The 16,445-nt window shown below is 42.9% G+C and carries 13 protein-coding genes and 1 riboswitch; of the genes, 3 read left to right on the forward strand and 10 right to left on the reverse strand.

Annotation, left to right across the window (positions count from 1 at the left end):
- The first annotated feature begins 96 nt into the window (after positions 1-96).
- Together FTU12_RS02255 and FTU12_RS02260 are read left to right on the forward strand one after the other, a co-directional pair.
- Positions 97-945, forward strand: coding sequence for a putative porin (locus FTU12_RS02255; RefSeq protein ID WP_180109627.1), 849 nt, complete (start codon positions 97-99; stop codon positions 943-945).
- A 325-nt stretch (positions 946-1,270) separates the two neighbouring features.
- Positions 1,271-2,056 (forward strand): putative porin, encoded by a 786-nt coding sequence (locus FTU12_RS02260; RefSeq protein ID WP_180109626.1) that lies wholly within the window; start codon positions 1,271-1,273, stop codon positions 2,054-2,056.
- A gap of 71 nt (positions 2,057-2,127) precedes the next feature.
- Here FTU12_RS02260 and recJ read toward each other — a convergent pair whose 3' ends face one another.
- The 7 genes from recJ to FTU12_RS02295 form a co-directional block, all read right to left on the reverse strand.
- Positions 2,128-3,831: a single-stranded-DNA-specific exonuclease RecJ gene (gene recJ / locus FTU12_RS02265; RefSeq protein WP_180113660.1), complete on the reverse strand. Its 1,704-nt coding sequence runs from the start codon at positions 3,829-3,831 to the stop codon at positions 2,128-2,130.
- Positions 3,832-4,488 (reverse strand): pyridoxamine 5'-phosphate oxidase, encoded by a 657-nt coding sequence (gene pdxH / locus FTU12_RS02270; RefSeq protein ID WP_180025896.1) that lies wholly within the window; start codon positions 4,486-4,488, stop codon positions 3,832-3,834.
- Positions 4,489-4,506: 18 nt separating this feature from the next.
- Positions 4,507-5,838, reverse strand: coding sequence for a phosphoglucosamine mutase (gene glmM, locus FTU12_RS02275; RefSeq protein WP_180109623.1), 1,332 nt, complete (start codon positions 5,836-5,838; stop codon positions 4,507-4,509).
- Positions 5,839-5,956: 118 nt separating this feature from the next.
- Complete coding sequence (guaB, locus tag FTU12_RS02280) at positions 5,957-7,423, reverse strand: IMP dehydrogenase (RefSeq protein ID WP_078190562.1); 1,467 nt, start codon at positions 7,421-7,423, stop codon at positions 5,957-5,959.
- A gap of 220 nt (positions 7,424-7,643) precedes the next feature.
- On the reverse strand, positions 7,644-8,009 hold the full coding sequence (locus tag FTU12_RS02285; protein ID WP_180113661.1) for a YkgJ family cysteine cluster protein: 366 nt from the start codon (positions 8,007-8,009) through the stop codon (positions 7,644-7,646).
- Between the two features lie 99 nt (positions 8,010-8,108).
- Positions 8,109-8,906: an MBL fold metallo-hydrolase gene (locus FTU12_RS02290; protein ID WP_078190564.1), complete on the reverse strand. Its 798-nt coding sequence runs from the start codon at positions 8,904-8,906 to the stop codon at positions 8,109-8,111.
- A 195-nt stretch (positions 8,907-9,101) separates the two neighbouring features.
- Positions 9,102-9,680 (reverse strand): TMEM165/GDT1 family protein, encoded by a 579-nt coding sequence (locus FTU12_RS02295; protein ID WP_078190565.1) that lies wholly within the window; start codon positions 9,678-9,680, stop codon positions 9,102-9,104.
- 74 nt (positions 9,681-9,754) lie between these two features.
- A riboswitch (yybP-ykoY riboswitch) is annotated at positions 9,755-9,897 on the reverse strand.
- A gap of 58 nt (positions 9,898-9,955) precedes the next feature.
- Between FTU12_RS02295 and FTU12_RS02300 the strand changes: the two genes are divergently transcribed.
- Positions 9,956-10,666: a methyltransferase type 11 gene (locus tag FTU12_RS02300; protein ID WP_180008776.1), complete on the forward strand. Its 711-nt coding sequence runs from the start codon at positions 9,956-9,958 to the stop codon at positions 10,664-10,666.
- 48 nt (positions 10,667-10,714) lie between these two features.
- On the opposite strand, the gene FTU12_RS02305 is transcribed toward FTU12_RS02300, so the two are convergent.
- The 3 genes from FTU12_RS02305 to FTU12_RS02315 form a co-directional block, all read right to left on the reverse strand.
- Entirely contained in the window at positions 10,715-12,706 is a 1,992-nt protein-coding gene (locus FTU12_RS02305) for a 2-oxo acid dehydrogenase subunit E2 (RefSeq protein WP_180113662.1), read from the reverse strand.
- Between the two features lie 2 nt (positions 12,707-12,708).
- On the reverse strand, positions 12,709-15,411 hold the full coding sequence (aceE, locus tag FTU12_RS02310) for a pyruvate dehydrogenase (acetyl-transferring), homodimeric type (protein WP_180024620.1): 2,703 nt from the start codon (positions 15,409-15,411) through the stop codon (positions 12,709-12,711).
- A 281-nt stretch (positions 15,412-15,692) separates the two neighbouring features.
- Complete coding sequence (locus FTU12_RS02315; RefSeq protein WP_180113663.1) at positions 15,693-16,385, reverse strand: M23 family metallopeptidase; 693 nt, start codon at positions 16,383-16,385, stop codon at positions 15,693-15,695.
- Positions 16,386-16,445 lie beyond the last annotated feature (60 nt).

The following is a 16,445-nucleotide window of genomic DNA, read 5'->3' on the forward strand; positions in this document are numbered from 1 at the left end:
ATCCAAATCATTGACTTCAATGCACATAATATGAACAATACGCTCGCATTACTATTTATTACATTTTTTTTACAACAATAATGTTTCGAGGGTTTTATGAACAAGACATTACTTGCACTAGGGTTAGCTGTTATCACTTCATCAACTTTTGCTTATGATGGTCAAGTTGATGGCGGTTTTACTTATACAGATTGGGACAATGACATCGTAGATTCAAACGGATTGTTCAACTTACAAGGCACGTTATATTTAGACTCAGTAAACCCTAAAAATGGCCCATTAAACGAAGCTGCATTTTTAGGTCATAACAGCAATATTTATGCTAAATATAGCTATCAATATTTAGATACAAAAACAGTTGATGTATCAGATTATTTTCCTGTTTCAGGTCCGCTTGCAGGCAAAGCAGAATATGACAGCCACCATATTTCATTAGGTGCTGAATACTTCTTTGAACAATTCTACTTTAATGGTGAATTAGGCTACAAAGAAGAAAAAGCTGAAGTAAAAGTTGCTGGTATTTCAGCAAGCGAGGACTATGATTCAACAACATACCGCGCATTAGTAGGTTATTTACCTGTCTCTAACCTTTTACTTGCTGTTGGTATTGATGGCTATCAAGGTGACAATGATGAAGACGAAGACAACCGTTTTGCTGTCAAAGCAAAATATGTTGCGCCTTTGAACAATGGTCAATACATCAACCTGGAAGCAGATGGTGCTTTTGGTGATTTAGACTCTGTTACGATTGGCGCAGACTACTACTTCGATCAAGCATTTAGCGTAGGTGCATCTTACAACATCAAAGATGATGGTGATGAAGACACGGATTACTTCGCTATCCGTTCAAAATACTTCCTTAACCCGAACCTAGCAATCGGTGGTCAAGTTGGTTTTGGTGATGACGTTCAAGCGTTCAACATCAATGCAACTTTACGTTTCTAATTTCGTTTGAATTAGAAATTTGCATTAAAAAGCACCTCAAAATTGAGGTGCTTTTTTCTTTTGGATGTAATATTTACTTTAAAAAAAGTCGACTTATTGACCAAATAATCTACAAATTCATAATATCTACACAGTTTTAATAAAACAAAACATTAATAATAATTATATATTTTTCAACATCTTAAGTAATTAAAATTACATAAAATTACCGAATACACAGTTCTGCAACTTTGCAGCGATTGACCATCTTTAAAAATTCTCTAGACTAAAACTTGTAACAAAAAATGTATTAAATTTAGCCAAACAATTTAGAGGGGTAGTTTCCATGAAAAAACTCGCAATTGCTTCAGCACTTCTTTCTGCACTTGCTATTACAGGTACAGCTCATGCTTATCAAGCAGAAGTAGGCGCTTCAGCTGGTTACATCGACCCAGATAATGGAAGCTCTGGCAGTGAATTTGGTGTAAACGGTACTTATTACTTCAACCCTGTTCAAACTCGTAACGCTCCTCTTGCAGAAGCTGCATTCTTAAACCGTGCAAGTAATGTAAATGCACATGCAACTTTCGCTGACCGTGGCGATGTTGACGACAATACTTATGGCGTTGGTATCGAATACTTTGTACCAAACTCAGATTTCTATGTATCTGGTGATGTAAGCCGTAATAATGTCGAAGTTGACACTCCATTCGGCACAGTAGACAACGATACAACTTACTACGGCGCTGAAGTCGGTTATCTTCCTGCACCAGGCTTCTTAGTTGCAGCTGGTGTGAAAGGTTGGGATAACGATGATGATGATGGTGTAGATCCAACTTTACGTGCTAAATACGTAACAACTTTAAGCAATGGTAAAGACATTAACCTTGAAGCGGGTGCAGCATTCGGTGATCTAGATGAATTCAATCTAGCAGCGGATTACTTCATCGACAAAACATTCAGTGTTGGTGCTGACTACTACAACAACGATGTCACTGATCGTAACGAAGTAGGGATCAATGCACGTAAATTCTTCAACCAACAAGTGAGCCTTGAAGGTCGTGTTGGTTTCGGTGAAGTTGGCAACAATGACTACAATTCATTTGGTGTAGCAGCGAAATACCGCTTCTAATCCATTGAAGTCAAAATCATAAAAAAACCGCTCTTCTGAGCGGTTTTTTTATTTGCCTGTAAAAATAGAATTTATTGAGCCAAGTGTAGAACTCTCAATTGAACACTGACATTTCCTCTAAATTCATTTTTATCGAGTTCGTAGACCAAACGGATTTGATCTTGCATAGGATTAAATTCATACTTTTCTGCCGCATTAAATGCAATTGCGTCCACCATTAAGCCATTATCTAAAGCAAGTTTTAACTTCAGATGCAGGTCTTTCAACCAACGATAATCTAAAACTTTAAATAGGCCTTCATAGACCGGTGCAGGAAATTTTTGTCCCCATGGACTTAAATTTTGCAGAAGATCGACGGTTTCGACATTAATGGCCGAATCAGGCAATTCGCCATCTGTCCAAATAGTGGCCTGAAATAAACTTTCGTCTTGCGCTGCGATCAGTGCCTCAAAGGCAGTTTTAAATTCAGAAAAATGCTGCTTTTGAATGGTTAGTCCTGCCGCGGCAGCATGCCCGCCAAAATGACTCACCAAATGCGGATGTAATTCAGCAATACGCTCAATACTGTCTCGAATATGAATACCTTCGATCGAACGCGCAGAACCCTTTATATGCACACCATCTTCATCTGCAGCAAAGACGATTGCAGGTCTATGGAATTGTTCTTTTAAACGCCCTGCAACAATCCCAATCACCCCTTGATGCCAATGCTGTTCAAACATAATCAAGGCTGCAGGTAGATTATCCTGATCAAGCTGAATATGTTCTAACTCAGCCAGAGCTTCCTGTTTAATCTGCCCTTCGACTTGGCGTCTTTCAATATTGAGTTGATTCAACTGCTGCGCAATCGGATAAGCCGTACTTAAATCTGCCGCAATCAGACACTCAATCCCAATATCCATAGTCTCCATACGCCCAGCTGCATTGAGTCGTGGGCCGACCACAAAGCCCAAGTCCTGTGCTTTTAACTGTGCAGGATCACGACCGGCAATATCCAATAATGCACTGATCCCTGGACGACATAATCCTTGCTGTATCCGCTTCAAACCAGCATCGATCAAAATCCGATTATTCAGATCTAGACTTGCAACATCGGCATAAGTGCCTAAGGCCACCAAGTCCAAATATTGGCTGAGGTTGGCTGTGGATTTAGCATTTTTTTTACGCATACTGGCCAAATTTGCCAACACATAAAATGCAACACCTACGCCAGCCAAGGCTTTACTTGGAAATTCACATCCCAATTGATTGGGATTTACCACCGCTTCTGCTTGTGGTGTTTCCTTTGTGGTCAGGTGATGGTCGGTAATGATCACCTGCATACCATGCGCCTGTGCCTGTGCTACACCAGCATGGCTCGAAATACCATTATCGACCGTAATCAGCACATCTGGAGTAAAGCTCACGAAGGCCAAATCAGCAATGGCAGGTGTCAGACCATAACCATATTTGAAACGATCTGGAACCAGATATTCAACATCCGCGCCCATATCACGTAGTGCCAAGACCATCAATGCAGTACTGGTCGCACCGTCGGCATCATAATCACCAACAATGACGATTTTCTTTTGAGTATCAATTGCTTGATCGATTATTTCAATCGCTTGCTCTAAACCCTTTAAGTTTGGCGTATGTAAGTGCTTAAGCTTCAATTCCAGCTCTTGTGCGGAAGAAACCCCACGACGTGCCAATAAGTCCGCAATAAACGGCGCAACGCCCTGAATATCTTCAGGGCGCGTCAAATAGGGTCTTTGTTGAATTAAAAGTTTAGACATTTATGGCATCAGTCGCTGTAGAACCCATTGACCATCCTGTTGTTCATAACTCAAGCGGTCATGTAAACGATTCGGACGGCCTTGCCAAAATTCATAATAATCCGGAACTAAACGATAGCCACCCCAAAACTCAGGTTTCGCCAATACGTCTTTGCTTTCCACTTGATCATGCAAATTTTGGAATCGCTGTTGTAATTCTTCACGACTGGCGATAACACCACTTTGTGGAGTGCTAATGTGTGCTGCGATTTGGCTGTCACGCGGTCGTTTGTGGTAATAATCCGTCGATTCTTCAAGAGAAATCTTTTCCACACGACCACTGACCCGAATTTGACGTTCCTGCTCTTGCCAATAAAACAATAATTCTGCATAAGGATTATCGAGCAGATCATTGCCTTTTTGACTGTCATAGTTGGTGTAGAAGTCATAACCTGCATGGGTCGCACCGCGTAACAAGACCGTCCGCACGTGCGGACGACCTTGGGCATTTGCCGTAGCCAAAGACATAGCATAGGGTTCATGCAGTTGTGCTTCTAAGGCATGGTTAAACCATAATAAAAACTGCTCATGTGGATCACGGTTCACCTGATCTTCATGCAACTCACCTTTTTGATAAGTTAAACGCAGTTCACTTAAGTCCTTAATCACATCATTCATGCAATTTCCCCTCTTGATTTAAGCTGCATTGGCACGAACAGCATCAGCCAAATGATTTGCCAAAGCGGTGACTTCTTCAAGGTCATTACCTTCAACCATGACACGAATGACCGGTTCTGTGCCTGATTTACGAATCAAGATGCGACCACGCCCTTTAAGTTGAGCTTCAGCTTTTTCAAACTCGCTCACCAGTGCAGGTACAGCGTAGGGATCAAACATCGCAGCCAAGCGAACATTTACCAGAACGTTAGGTAATAACTCAAAACCTTCCACCAATTCATGTAAGGCTTTACCTTGCTCAACCATTACCGTTAACACCTGAAGTGAAGCAATGATCGCATCACCTGTGGTGCTCTTGTCCAAAGTCAAGATATGACCTGATGGCTCACCGCCCGTTACCCAGCCCTTTTCTTCTAGGCCTTGTAGAACATAGCGGTCACCAACTTTGGCACGAAGCAACGGCACTTTGGCTTGATCTAAAGCAATTTCAAGCGCCATATTGCTCATTACGGTACCCACGATACCCGCAGGTGTTTGACTCGCTTGAGTGGCTAAAATATAGAGAATATGGTCACCAGTAATTTGCTGACCGTTTTTATCGACCATAATCACGCGGTCAGCATCACCGTCAAAGGCAATCCCTAAATCCGCCTGATGTTCAACAACTGCTTTTTGTAAAAACTCAGGATGCGTCGAACCACAGTCTTTATTGATGTTTAAACCATCCGGTTCGTTAAACAGCGCAATTACTTTTGCACCCAGTTCACGATATACCGAAGGACCGACGCTATAGGCTGCACCATTGGCACAGTCCACCACAATTTTTAAGCCTGTCAGGTCAAAATGGTACGGGAAGGTTGATTTACAAAATTCGATATAACGACCATTGGCATCTTTTACACGCACACTTTTACCTAAGTTTGCAGGGTCTTCGATCACCAAGTCATTTTCAAGTTCTTTGTTTATGGCTTCTTGAATTTCATCCGGCAATTTTTTACCTTCGCTCGAGAAGAACTTAATGCCATTATCAAAATAAGGGTTATGCGACGCCGAGATCACGATGCCTAAGCTAGCATGTAATGCACGAGTTAAATGGGCAATTGCAGGTGTAGGTAATGGACCCAACAAATGAACATAAACACCTGCTGCGTTTAAACCAGCTTGTAACGCTGACTCTAAAATATAGCCCGATAATCGGGTATCTTTACCTAGTACAACGATGGGCTTTGCTTTTTTACTGTATTGTTTTAATACTTTACCTGCGGCAAATCCTAGTTTTAATGCAAATTCAGGGGTAATAGGCAATTCACCGAATTTGCCACGAATGCCATCTGTACCAAAATAACTCATGTTGTACTCACTTCTTAATGGTGATCTTAATCATCACTTTTTACTGCAAATACTTTACACCAAAAACAAAAAGGCCGTCATATTAATGACGGCCTTTTCGGCTAAAAGCTACTAAATATCAACCAACACGGTAGTTTGGTGCTTCTTTAGTAATAGTCACGTCATGTACGTGAGATTCAGACATACCTGCCGCAGTAATTTTGACAAACTGTGCATTTTTACGTAAGTCATCGATCACCGCAGAACCGGTATAACCCATAGATGAACGTAAACCACCCATCATTTGATGAACGATGTTACCCATTGGGCCTTTGTACGGTACGCGACCTTCAATACCTTCTGGTACAAGTTTTTCAGCACCGGCTTTTGAGTCTTGGAAATAACGGTCAGCAGAACCTGTTGCACCTGCCATCGCACCCAATGAACCCATACCACGATAAGCTTTGTAGTAACGACCTTGGAAGAATTCAACTTCGCCTGGTGCTTCTTCAGTACCCGCCATCAATGAACCTACCATGATGGTACTCGCACCGGCACCAATCGCTTTTGCCATATCACCAGAGAAACGGATACCACCGTCTGCGATCAATGGAATTTGATCTTTTAGTGCATTGGCAACGCTGTCAATCGCAGAGATTTGCGGCATACCAATACCAGCAACAATACGTGTAGTACAGATTGAACCCGGGCCAATACCCACTTTCACTGCATCTGCGCCAGCATCTAATAATGCAAGAGCTGCATCACCAGTCGCGATGTTACCGCCAATCACTTGAACTTGTGGATAGTTGGCTTTAACCCAACGTACACGTTCAATTACACCTGCAGAGTGACCATGTGCTGTATCAACAACAATCGCATCAACACCCGCTTCTACCAATGCTTCTACACGGCTTGGTGTTTCTGCGCCTGTACCCACTGCAGCACCCACGCGTAAACGACCTAAGTCATCTTTGCAGCTGTTTGGATAGTTTTCAGCTTTACGGAAATCAGTAACCGTGATTAAACCTTTCAGTTCGTTGTTGTCATTTACAACAAGGACTTTTTCAATACGGTGTTTTTGAAGTAATGCTTGGATATTTTCTTTTGATTCGTTTTCACGAACAGTCACCAAACGATCATGACCTGTCATGATGTTACTAACAGGTTGCTCAAGATTGGTTTCAAAACGAGTGTCACGACCAGTAACAATACCCACCACTTGACCGTCTTTCACCACTGGTACACCGCTGATGTTATTTGCTTGAGTTAAAGCAATCAGCTCACGTACAGTCGTTTCTGGTGTAACGGTAATTGGGTCTTTCACCATACCTGCTTCAAATTTTTTCACGCGGCGAACTTCTGCAGCTTGTGCAGCAATATCCATGTTTTTATGCAGGATACCGATACCACCGTTTTGCGCCATTGCAATTGCCATACGTGATTCAGTCACAGTATCCATCGCAGCAGAAACAAGTGGAATATTCAAATTGATGCCACGTGTGAAACGTGTCTTAAGAGAGACATCTTTTGGGAGAACAGTAGAATAGGCAGGGAGTAATAAGACATCATCAAAGGTTAGGGCTTCTTGAACGATGGTCAACATAACAGTCTCGCTGGTAATTTCCGTGAGCCATTATATACAAATTTCCGTTCAATTTTCATTTTAATTGCGGCAATTCTTTACGGAGTTTTCAATATTAACCATCGAATATGCTGTTTTCAGCAAGAATACTCTGGGGGTTGGTCAGCATCCAGTGCAATACAGGCAGAATCCGAAGATTCTACCTCTTAGATTTCAATAAATTTATTCTGGAAATAAAGCCTTAACTGACTTGATCGAAATCTTCGTCATTTTCAGCGTCATGCAGTGGAATACTGATCAATGGAATCATTTGATGCGCGATGCGTGCTTTATTACATTGCTCATCGGCGATTTGAACTTCTTTACAAGATGAACTACGTGCCTCATACATGTTACAACTCACCTGATTGCCTACTTCTCCACCCAAAGCAATACAACGTGGATTTGCCTGATTCGTACCCACCATACATGAATACACCGATGTCACAGGTTCCGTATAATGTTCGGGCATATTCAGCCCTTCTGCCCAATAAAAAGAAACGCGATAGTGGGCACAACATGCTCCACAGGTTAAACATGCATCCTGAGTCGGTATTTGAGACAACATTTTTATCTATTCTCGTCATCTAAAAGCTTATTTTATGGACGAAAAATACTAAAAAATGTTATCTGCAAACTCAATTATTTTTTCTGAATTTTCAGGTCATTATACTGGGCAAGTAAAGACTGTTTCATCCATTAAATCGACACCACACTGCAAGGTTTCGATCCAATCTAAGAATTGGTTGATCTGTTCTTTACCAATAAATGGCGTGCCGTGCTGCGGTACGATCATTTCCACATCCATCGTCCGTACCATGTTGACCCACAGACGGATCACTTTGTTCGAACACATGTAGCGCTGATGGAAGCCTTTCATTTTAGGAATATGAGCGGCAAAATTTTCTAAAGGTTTAGAGGCATCATCCACCATAGATGCGCCCATATCCCCTGAGAATAAAATTTTGGCAATCGGGTCATAAAATTGGAAGTTACCAACCGAATGTAGGAAATGTGCAGGAACAGCCACCAAATGACTGTTGCCTAATGGAATCACCTGACCATGATCTGGCAGTTCGATCAGACGATCCAACCAGTTGCCTTTCATCCGGTCACTCATAAATGCAGAGTTTAAATGCGGTAAGAAACGCGCCCACAGCTTAGATGCCACCACTTTGGCGTCGGTATAAACCAACCAACGCGGCATCGAGGTAATAATGTCTGGGTCCTGATGCGAGGCCATCACATAGTCAAGATTGGTCAAACGGGTATATTTATTCAGTTCCATAGTCAGTGGGACATAGGTCAAGTCACCACCCGGATCGAGCACCGCTGCGCGCTCATTATCCAAAATCAGGAACTGGTTCGCCTGTACGCCCTCGCCTTTTACCAAGCTGGTAAAGCTAATACATTTATGCTTTCCGTCATCATAAAGTACCTGTGATGTTGTGCGTTCGAAAGCCATTCCCATTCCCCAAATTTTTTATCAAAAAAAATATATTCTATAGGTGAATAACATATATTTATTTAGGGAAACTTACAATAAATATTAAGTCAATATTATCTGAAATATCAGTGAATTGAGTCTCATTTATTGGCAAATAATCCTGAGTTTTTAACTCAGGATTTCATGTATTTTTTTATATGGTGAGATTGCTATTTAAAATAAATAGTGTTGTGCCAACGCAGCCAAACCAATCACCAAGAATACCAAGGCGCCAATTTTATGAATCAGTGAAATCGGTAGTTTTTCTGCTAGTTTGTTCCCAATAAATACCGCAGGCGCATTAACCAACATGATGCCCAGCGTCGTCCCCAAAGTCACCCAGCCAATACTGTCAAAGCGTGCAGCCAGTGCGACTGTGGCAATTTGGGTTTTATCTCCAATTTCAGCCAAGAAGAACAACACGAAAGTGGCACCAAAAACCCCATATTTTTGCCATTTATTGATACTTTCAGATTCATCATCCAATTGATCGGGGATCAACATCCACACCGCCATGGCAATAAAGCCCAGAGAAACGATCCACAATAAAACGGTTGGGCTTAAAACGGTGGTAATCCATTGACCCAGCACAGCAGAAACCCCGTGGTTCACCACAGTCGCGAGGAAAATTGCAATTAAGATCGGAACGGGTTTACGAAAACGTGCAGCAAGCAGTAAGGCAAGTAATTGTGTTTTATCGCCCATTTCTGACAGGGCAACAACAGCAAGGGAAATGAAGAAAGCGGTTAACATGGTGCATTTCTCTGGCTAGCAATAACATATACCGATGACTTATCCCTCCTGCTAGCCAATGTGCAGAGTGATAAATCAAAGGTCTTGCCAACAAAAGAAAGCTACGAAGAGCTCATTTGGTTCTTTGCTATGATGACCATGCTCGTTTTAGAGCAAATATGTTGACCATCACCTTTTTACTTTGCGTAAAAAGCGGCTACTCCCCAATGAAGTAATGCTATTCTAGCGAGGAATGCATGTTTTCGCAATTTTAATTTTCGATGACTCAATTTGATATGCAAAACAATAATCAAAAATTTCAAGAATTTATTCAACACTATATGCATGTGCAGGATGTATTAATCATTGCAGGCGGCCCGTCTCAGCTCAGTTTTGACTTAACCACCATTCAGCCCTCAAAAAAGCTGCTAATCATTTGCTGTAATCAAAGTTTTCTTCAACTTCCTCAGGCTCAAATTGCCCATCATTCAGATTATGCGTGGTGGTTACACTATCAACCCATGCTCAAAGCCTGCTTTCAAGGTGACATCATTAGCGGATGTGGTTTAGGTCACAACCGTCCATATCCTGAACATGAAGTGATTAACTTCAAAACCGTGCGCATCGATACGCAAGCGGAGTTATTTCATTCACCGTACTTTGTGTATGGTAATAATTGCGGCCTTCAAGCCTATTCACTCGCACATCTCTTTCAACCGCAGCGTATTTGGCTGATGGGCTATGACTTCCAGCACCAACAGGGCCAAACACATGCGTATCAGCATCAACATGTGCAAGAACTGGAGCATTATGAAAAGTTTTGGGGCTTATTTTTAAAAGACTTCCAACGCTTTGAACATTTAAGACAAAAGCTTTGGTCGACGGCGCACCCACATCGTACACTTCCACTCACTTATAACCTCAATGCAAACTCAGCATTAAAGCTCTACCCTTCACCCATTGAACTTCCTGATTGGCTTTGTCAGTCCACCACCACGACGCCATAAAAAAACCCTGCCAAAGCAGGGTTCATTTTGAAACTTAAACAGGTCAGATTAGATCAATAAAGTTCGGATATCTTTGAGCAGCTTCGTCAGCTTATTGGCAAAACGTGCAGCATCCGCACCATTAATTACACGGTGATCGTATGACAATGACAGCGGCAGCATCAAACGTGGATCAAAGCCTTCACCATTCCACACCGGCTGCATAGTTGCAGGTGAAATACCTAAAATCGCCACCTGTGGCCAATTAACCAGCGGTGTAAATGCCGTACCACCAATTGAACCCAGACTGGTAATGGTAAAGTTCGCACCTTGTAGATCTTTCGGCGATAGTTTTTTGTCACGTGCTTTTTGACTCAGCTCACCCAGCTCAATTGCAATCTGCTTAATCGATTTTTGATCTGGATTACGCAGTACAGGCACGGTCAAACCATCAGGCGTTGCCACGGCAATCCCCATGTGGATTTCATTGCGTAGCAATACTGACTTGCCATCATCAGACAAATGACCTGCAAATTCACGCTCTTCTTTCAACAAGTAAGCCACTGCTTTGATGATGAAGGCCATAATGGTTAAGCCAATACCTTCTTTCTTAAAGTTGGCTTTTAAATCATTACGCCAAGCTTCAAGATCGGTAATATCCGCAGCATCGAACTGCGTCACTTGCGGGATAAAATTGTTTAAAGACAATTGCGGAATCGACACTTGTTGTAAACGTGTCAAAACTTTCTCTTCGACACCACCAAAAGCATCAAAGCTTGGCAATTTCGGTAAGCCTGAAACCTGTGCCACAGCTTGAGCTGCAGGTGCAACTTGCGGAGTGGTCAAACGGGTTTTTACATAAGCGAATAAATCTTCTTTCATTAAACGCTCATGCGGGCCAGATGCTTTGACTTCTGCCAAAACCACACCTAATTCACGTGCAAGCTTACGAACGGCCGGACCTGCATACACTTTGGCATTGGCAGCATTTTGCTCTTTGGTGAGCTTATCTGCGCCTTGTGGTTGCGGTGCTGCTGCTTCAACTTTGCTTTCAGCTTTAGGTGCAACTGTCGCAGGCTGTGCTACAGCTGGTGCAGGTTTCGCTGCTGGCGCTGGTGCAGGTGCTGCAACAGCTTGACCTTCGGCTTCAATCGTCACTAAAGCGACGCCTTCAGAGACACTTTGCCCTAACTGAACATGAATCGCGGTGATTTTACCAGCGGTAGAGCTTGGCACTTCTACCGTTGCTTTGTCTGATTCCACCACGATGATGCTTTGGTCTTTTTCAACCACATCACCCACAGCGACTAAAATTTCAGCCACCGCTGCTTTATCAACACCTAAGTCAGGCACTGCAATTTCTACAGGTCCAGACGCTGTAGCCGTAGACGGCGCTGGTGTTGCTTCTGCGACAACGGGTGCAGCAACAGGCTGTGCAGTTTCTTGCACTGGAGCCGATTCAACCGCAGCAGATGAAGCCGCCGTTTTTACCGTTAAAATCACTACACCTTCTTTCACTACATCGCCAGCACTGATCGTGATCGATTCAACACGGCCTGATACAGTACTTGGGACTTCGACTGTCGCTTTGTCTGATTCCACCACGATAATGCTTTGATCAACATCAATCTCATCACCAACAGAGACCAAAATCTCACTCACCGTAGCTTTCTCTACGCCAATATCAGGGACTTGCACATCGATACTTTGCGACTGAGGAGCATTGGCTGCAACAGGTGCTGCTGCAGCTTGTTCTGCTTCCACAACCGGAGTTGGTTCTGCTGCTTGGTCTTCAGTTGCATTTTGTACTGGCTCAGCTGTAGCAGCACTTTGACCTTCTGATTCCAACTCGATCAGCACAGCACCTTCAGCAACACTGTCACCCAGATTAACTGCAATGCTTTTCACCACGCCTGCCGAAGTGCTTGGTACTTCAACAGAGGCTTTATCAGACTCTAACAACACAATGCTGTCATCGACGCTAATGCTGTCGCCGACTTTCACTAAAATCTCAGCGACCGTTGCTTTATCTACACCAATATCAGGAGTCGTAATTTGCATGATTAGTTCTCCTCTTTGTAGTCAGCCACAGCATGCAGTTCCGGCGTTTCCTGCGGAGCCCATGCCACTGGACGGTCAGTATCTAGTTCAAAGCTTGAGATAGCATCTTTGACTAAACGCGCATCAACTTCGCCTTCATCCGCGAGTTTTTTCAATGTTGCTACCACAATATGTGCGGCATCGACACCAAAGTAGCTACGTAAGTTGCCACGTGTATCTGAACGACCATAACCATCTGTACCTAATGCAACGAACGGACGATTGTCTGGAAGATAAGCACGGATTTGTTCGCTATAAGCACGCATGTGATCGGTTGCCGATACCACAATACCGTCTTTTTCACGAAGTAATTGAGAGATCCAAGCTTCTTTCGTATCTTCAGCCAATGGATGTAGGCGGTTGTATTCTTCACACGCCATACCATCACGAGCTAATTCGTTAAAGCTAGTGACGCTCCACACGTTTGAATGAATTTGATATTCATCACGAAGGATTTTCGCCGCTTTAATCACTTCACGCAGAATCACACCTGAACCCATCAACTGAACCGTTGCTTTCTCATCTTCTTCGAAGAGATACATACCACGTTTAATGCCTTCTTCAGCACCTTCAGGAATAGCAGGGTGTTCGTAGTTTTCATTCATTACTGTTAAGTAATAGAACACGCGCTCTTGGTTCACGTACATGCGTTTTAAACCATCATGTACGATCACTGCCAACTCATAACCAAAACATGGGTCATAAGAAATACAGTTTGGAATCGTATTTGCCAAGATATGTGAATGACCATCTTGGTGCTGTAAACCTTCACCGTTCAGTGTTGTACGACCCGCAGTTGCACCGAGCAAGAAGCCTTGCGCCTGCGCATCACCTGCAGCCCATGCAATATCGCCAATACGCTGGAAACCGAACATCGAGTAGTACATATACATCGGAATCATTGGCAAGTTATTGGTTGAATAACTGGTTCCTAACGCAGCCCAAGCACTCATCGCACCCGCTTCGTTAATCCCTTCTTGTAACATGTGACCATCTTTAGCTTCACGGTAATGCATCAACTGTTCTTGGTCTTCAGGGGTATATTTTTGACCATGCGCAGCATAGATCCCCAACTGACGGAACATACCTTCCAAACCGAAAGTACGCGCTTCATCTGGCACAATTGGTACGACACGATCTTTAATGGCTTTTTCTTTCAATAATGATGAAATCAAACGTACCATCAACATGGTCGTCGATTGCTCTTTACCGCCACTGCCTTTGAGTACCGCATCAAACACAGACAATTCAGGAATCGCCAGCTGCTCGCTTTCTTTACGACGTGCAGGTAAATAACCACCCAATGCCTCACGACGTGCTTTCATGTATTTAATTTCAGGTGAATTTTCACTTGGACGGTAGAATGGCACTTCTTCAAGCTGTTCATCGGTAAATGGCAAGTTGAAACGGTTACGCACGTATTTCAACGACTCAAGCTGCATTTTCTTGATTTGATGCGTCTTATTGACTGCTTCAATCTCTTCCGACAAACCATAACCTTTGACTGTTTTTGCCAAGATAACTGTTGGCTGACCCGTTTCCTTCATCGCTTCGGCATAAGCCGCATACACTTTGAATGGGTCATGACCACCACGGTTCAGGTTATCAATATCTTCATCGCTTAAGTTGCGCACCAACTCTTCAGCTTCAGGATACTTACCAAAGAAATGTGCACGCGTATACGCACCGCCTTTCACTTGATAGCGTTGGAAGTCACCATCGACCGCTTCTTCCATCACCGCTTTTAAGGCACCTGAATCATCTTTTGCCAGTAACGGATCCCAATGACGACCCCAAACCACCTTAATTACGCGCCAGCCTGCACCACGGAACAATGATTCAAGTTCTTGAATAATTTTACCATTACCACGAACTGGGCCATCTAAACGCTGTAAGTTACAGTTCACGACCCAAATCAGATTGTCGAGCTTTTCACGACCTGCAAGTGAAATGGCACCTGTACTTTCAGGTTCATCCATTTCACCATCACCGAGGTAAGCCCAAACTTTACGGTTTTCTTCTTTGATCAGGCCACGATTCATCAAGTACTTTTGGATGTGTGCTTGATAGATCGACATGATTGGACCTAGACCCATCGATACGGTTGGGAACTGCCAATAATCTGGCATCAAATATGGATGTGGGTATGACGGCAAACCTTTACCGCCAACTTCACGACGGAAATTATTTAAGTGTTCTTCAGTCAAACGACCTTCTAAGAACGAACGTGCATAGATACCCGGCGCACAGTGACCTTGATAATAGATCATGTCACCGCCAAAGCTGTCGCTATTGGCACGGAAGAAGTGGTTAAAGCCCACGTCATATAAAGTTGCAGATGATGCAAAACTTGCCAAGTGACCACCTAAGTCATCACCTGTTTTATTGGCACGCAGTACCATCGCTAAGGCATTCCAGCGGATCAGCGCACGAATACGGCGCTCCATATCCGAATCACCCGGCATAGGCGGTTGTTCTTCAACTGAAATGGTATTTAAGTAAGGAGTATTTAGTCGCTGAATGGGGACGTGCTTAGCAATCGCTTGTTGATAGAGTTTTTCAAGCAAAAATGCAGCGCGGTCAGTTCCCATGTGCTGTAAAACTGAATCAAATGCGTCCTGCCATTCTTGGGTTTCTTGCGCATCTGTATCGCCATAAAACGCCATACTTCACCTATCCTATGTGCTAAATATATGGCTCTATTAGTACCATATTTTGGCTAGGCTCAGTTATCGCCACAGATGAATACGAAATAGCTCTATTATTTATTTACTAAATACTTATTGATTAACAATTACACAAATTTACATTTTTGGGTCAATTTTCGCCATATTTCATACAGACAATATTTTTTAGAATGATAATTTTATAGTTATTAGCGATAAATAAAAAAGCCATTGTCTGTAGAGGTTCAGACAATGGCTTCGTATACAGATGTTGTATGCGCTTATGGCAACATCGCTAAATACGTCGATGGGTTTTTGCGTTGACCATCTTTCACTACTTCGTAATGCAAATGTGGGCCAGTACAACGACCAGTACAACCAACGTTAGCAATATGCTCACCCGCAGCAACACGGTCGCCTACACGTGCAATTAAGCGTGATGCATGTGCATAACGTGTCAGGTAACCATTACCATGGTTGATTTCAACATATTGGCCATAACCTGTGCCCCAGCCTGATTTAGTTACTATGCCAGGGCCTGTTGCATAAATAGGTGTGCCACTTGCCGCAGAAAGATCTAAACCTGAATGATTTTCTGCACGGCCACCCATGGTACGACCACCATAGTTTGAGCTCACGCGCTTCATGTCTGGAAGTGGGTGGGCAATTAACCATGAATATGGATTATTTGAACTTGCTGAATAGTTTTGAGAGGAATTGCTTGAACCGTATTTTTTTGCGATTGTCGCATTGTTGAGTTCAATTGATTTTTCACGAATTTGAACATTCAACTTCGTTTCCGCTGGAATATCAATATCATTGCTTTCAGAGTAAGCACCTTGAGACAAAGTGCGAGTTAACTGTTCAATACGATCTGATGAGTCTGCTTGATTTAATTCAACTAAATCTGCAAAAGCGACTGAAGCGGCCGAAGCTGCCAATGAAAACGCCAATAAAATACGTCGTAAATGCATAAAAAACCTCTATAAACTGTTCTCTTTTGTTCCTTGTGTGATTTCGTCCTTGATATCAGC

The organism is Acinetobacter sp. YH12063, assembly GCF_013419715.1.
Classification (GTDB): Bacteria; Pseudomonadota; Gammaproteobacteria; order Pseudomonadales; family Moraxellaceae; genus Acinetobacter; species Acinetobacter amyesii.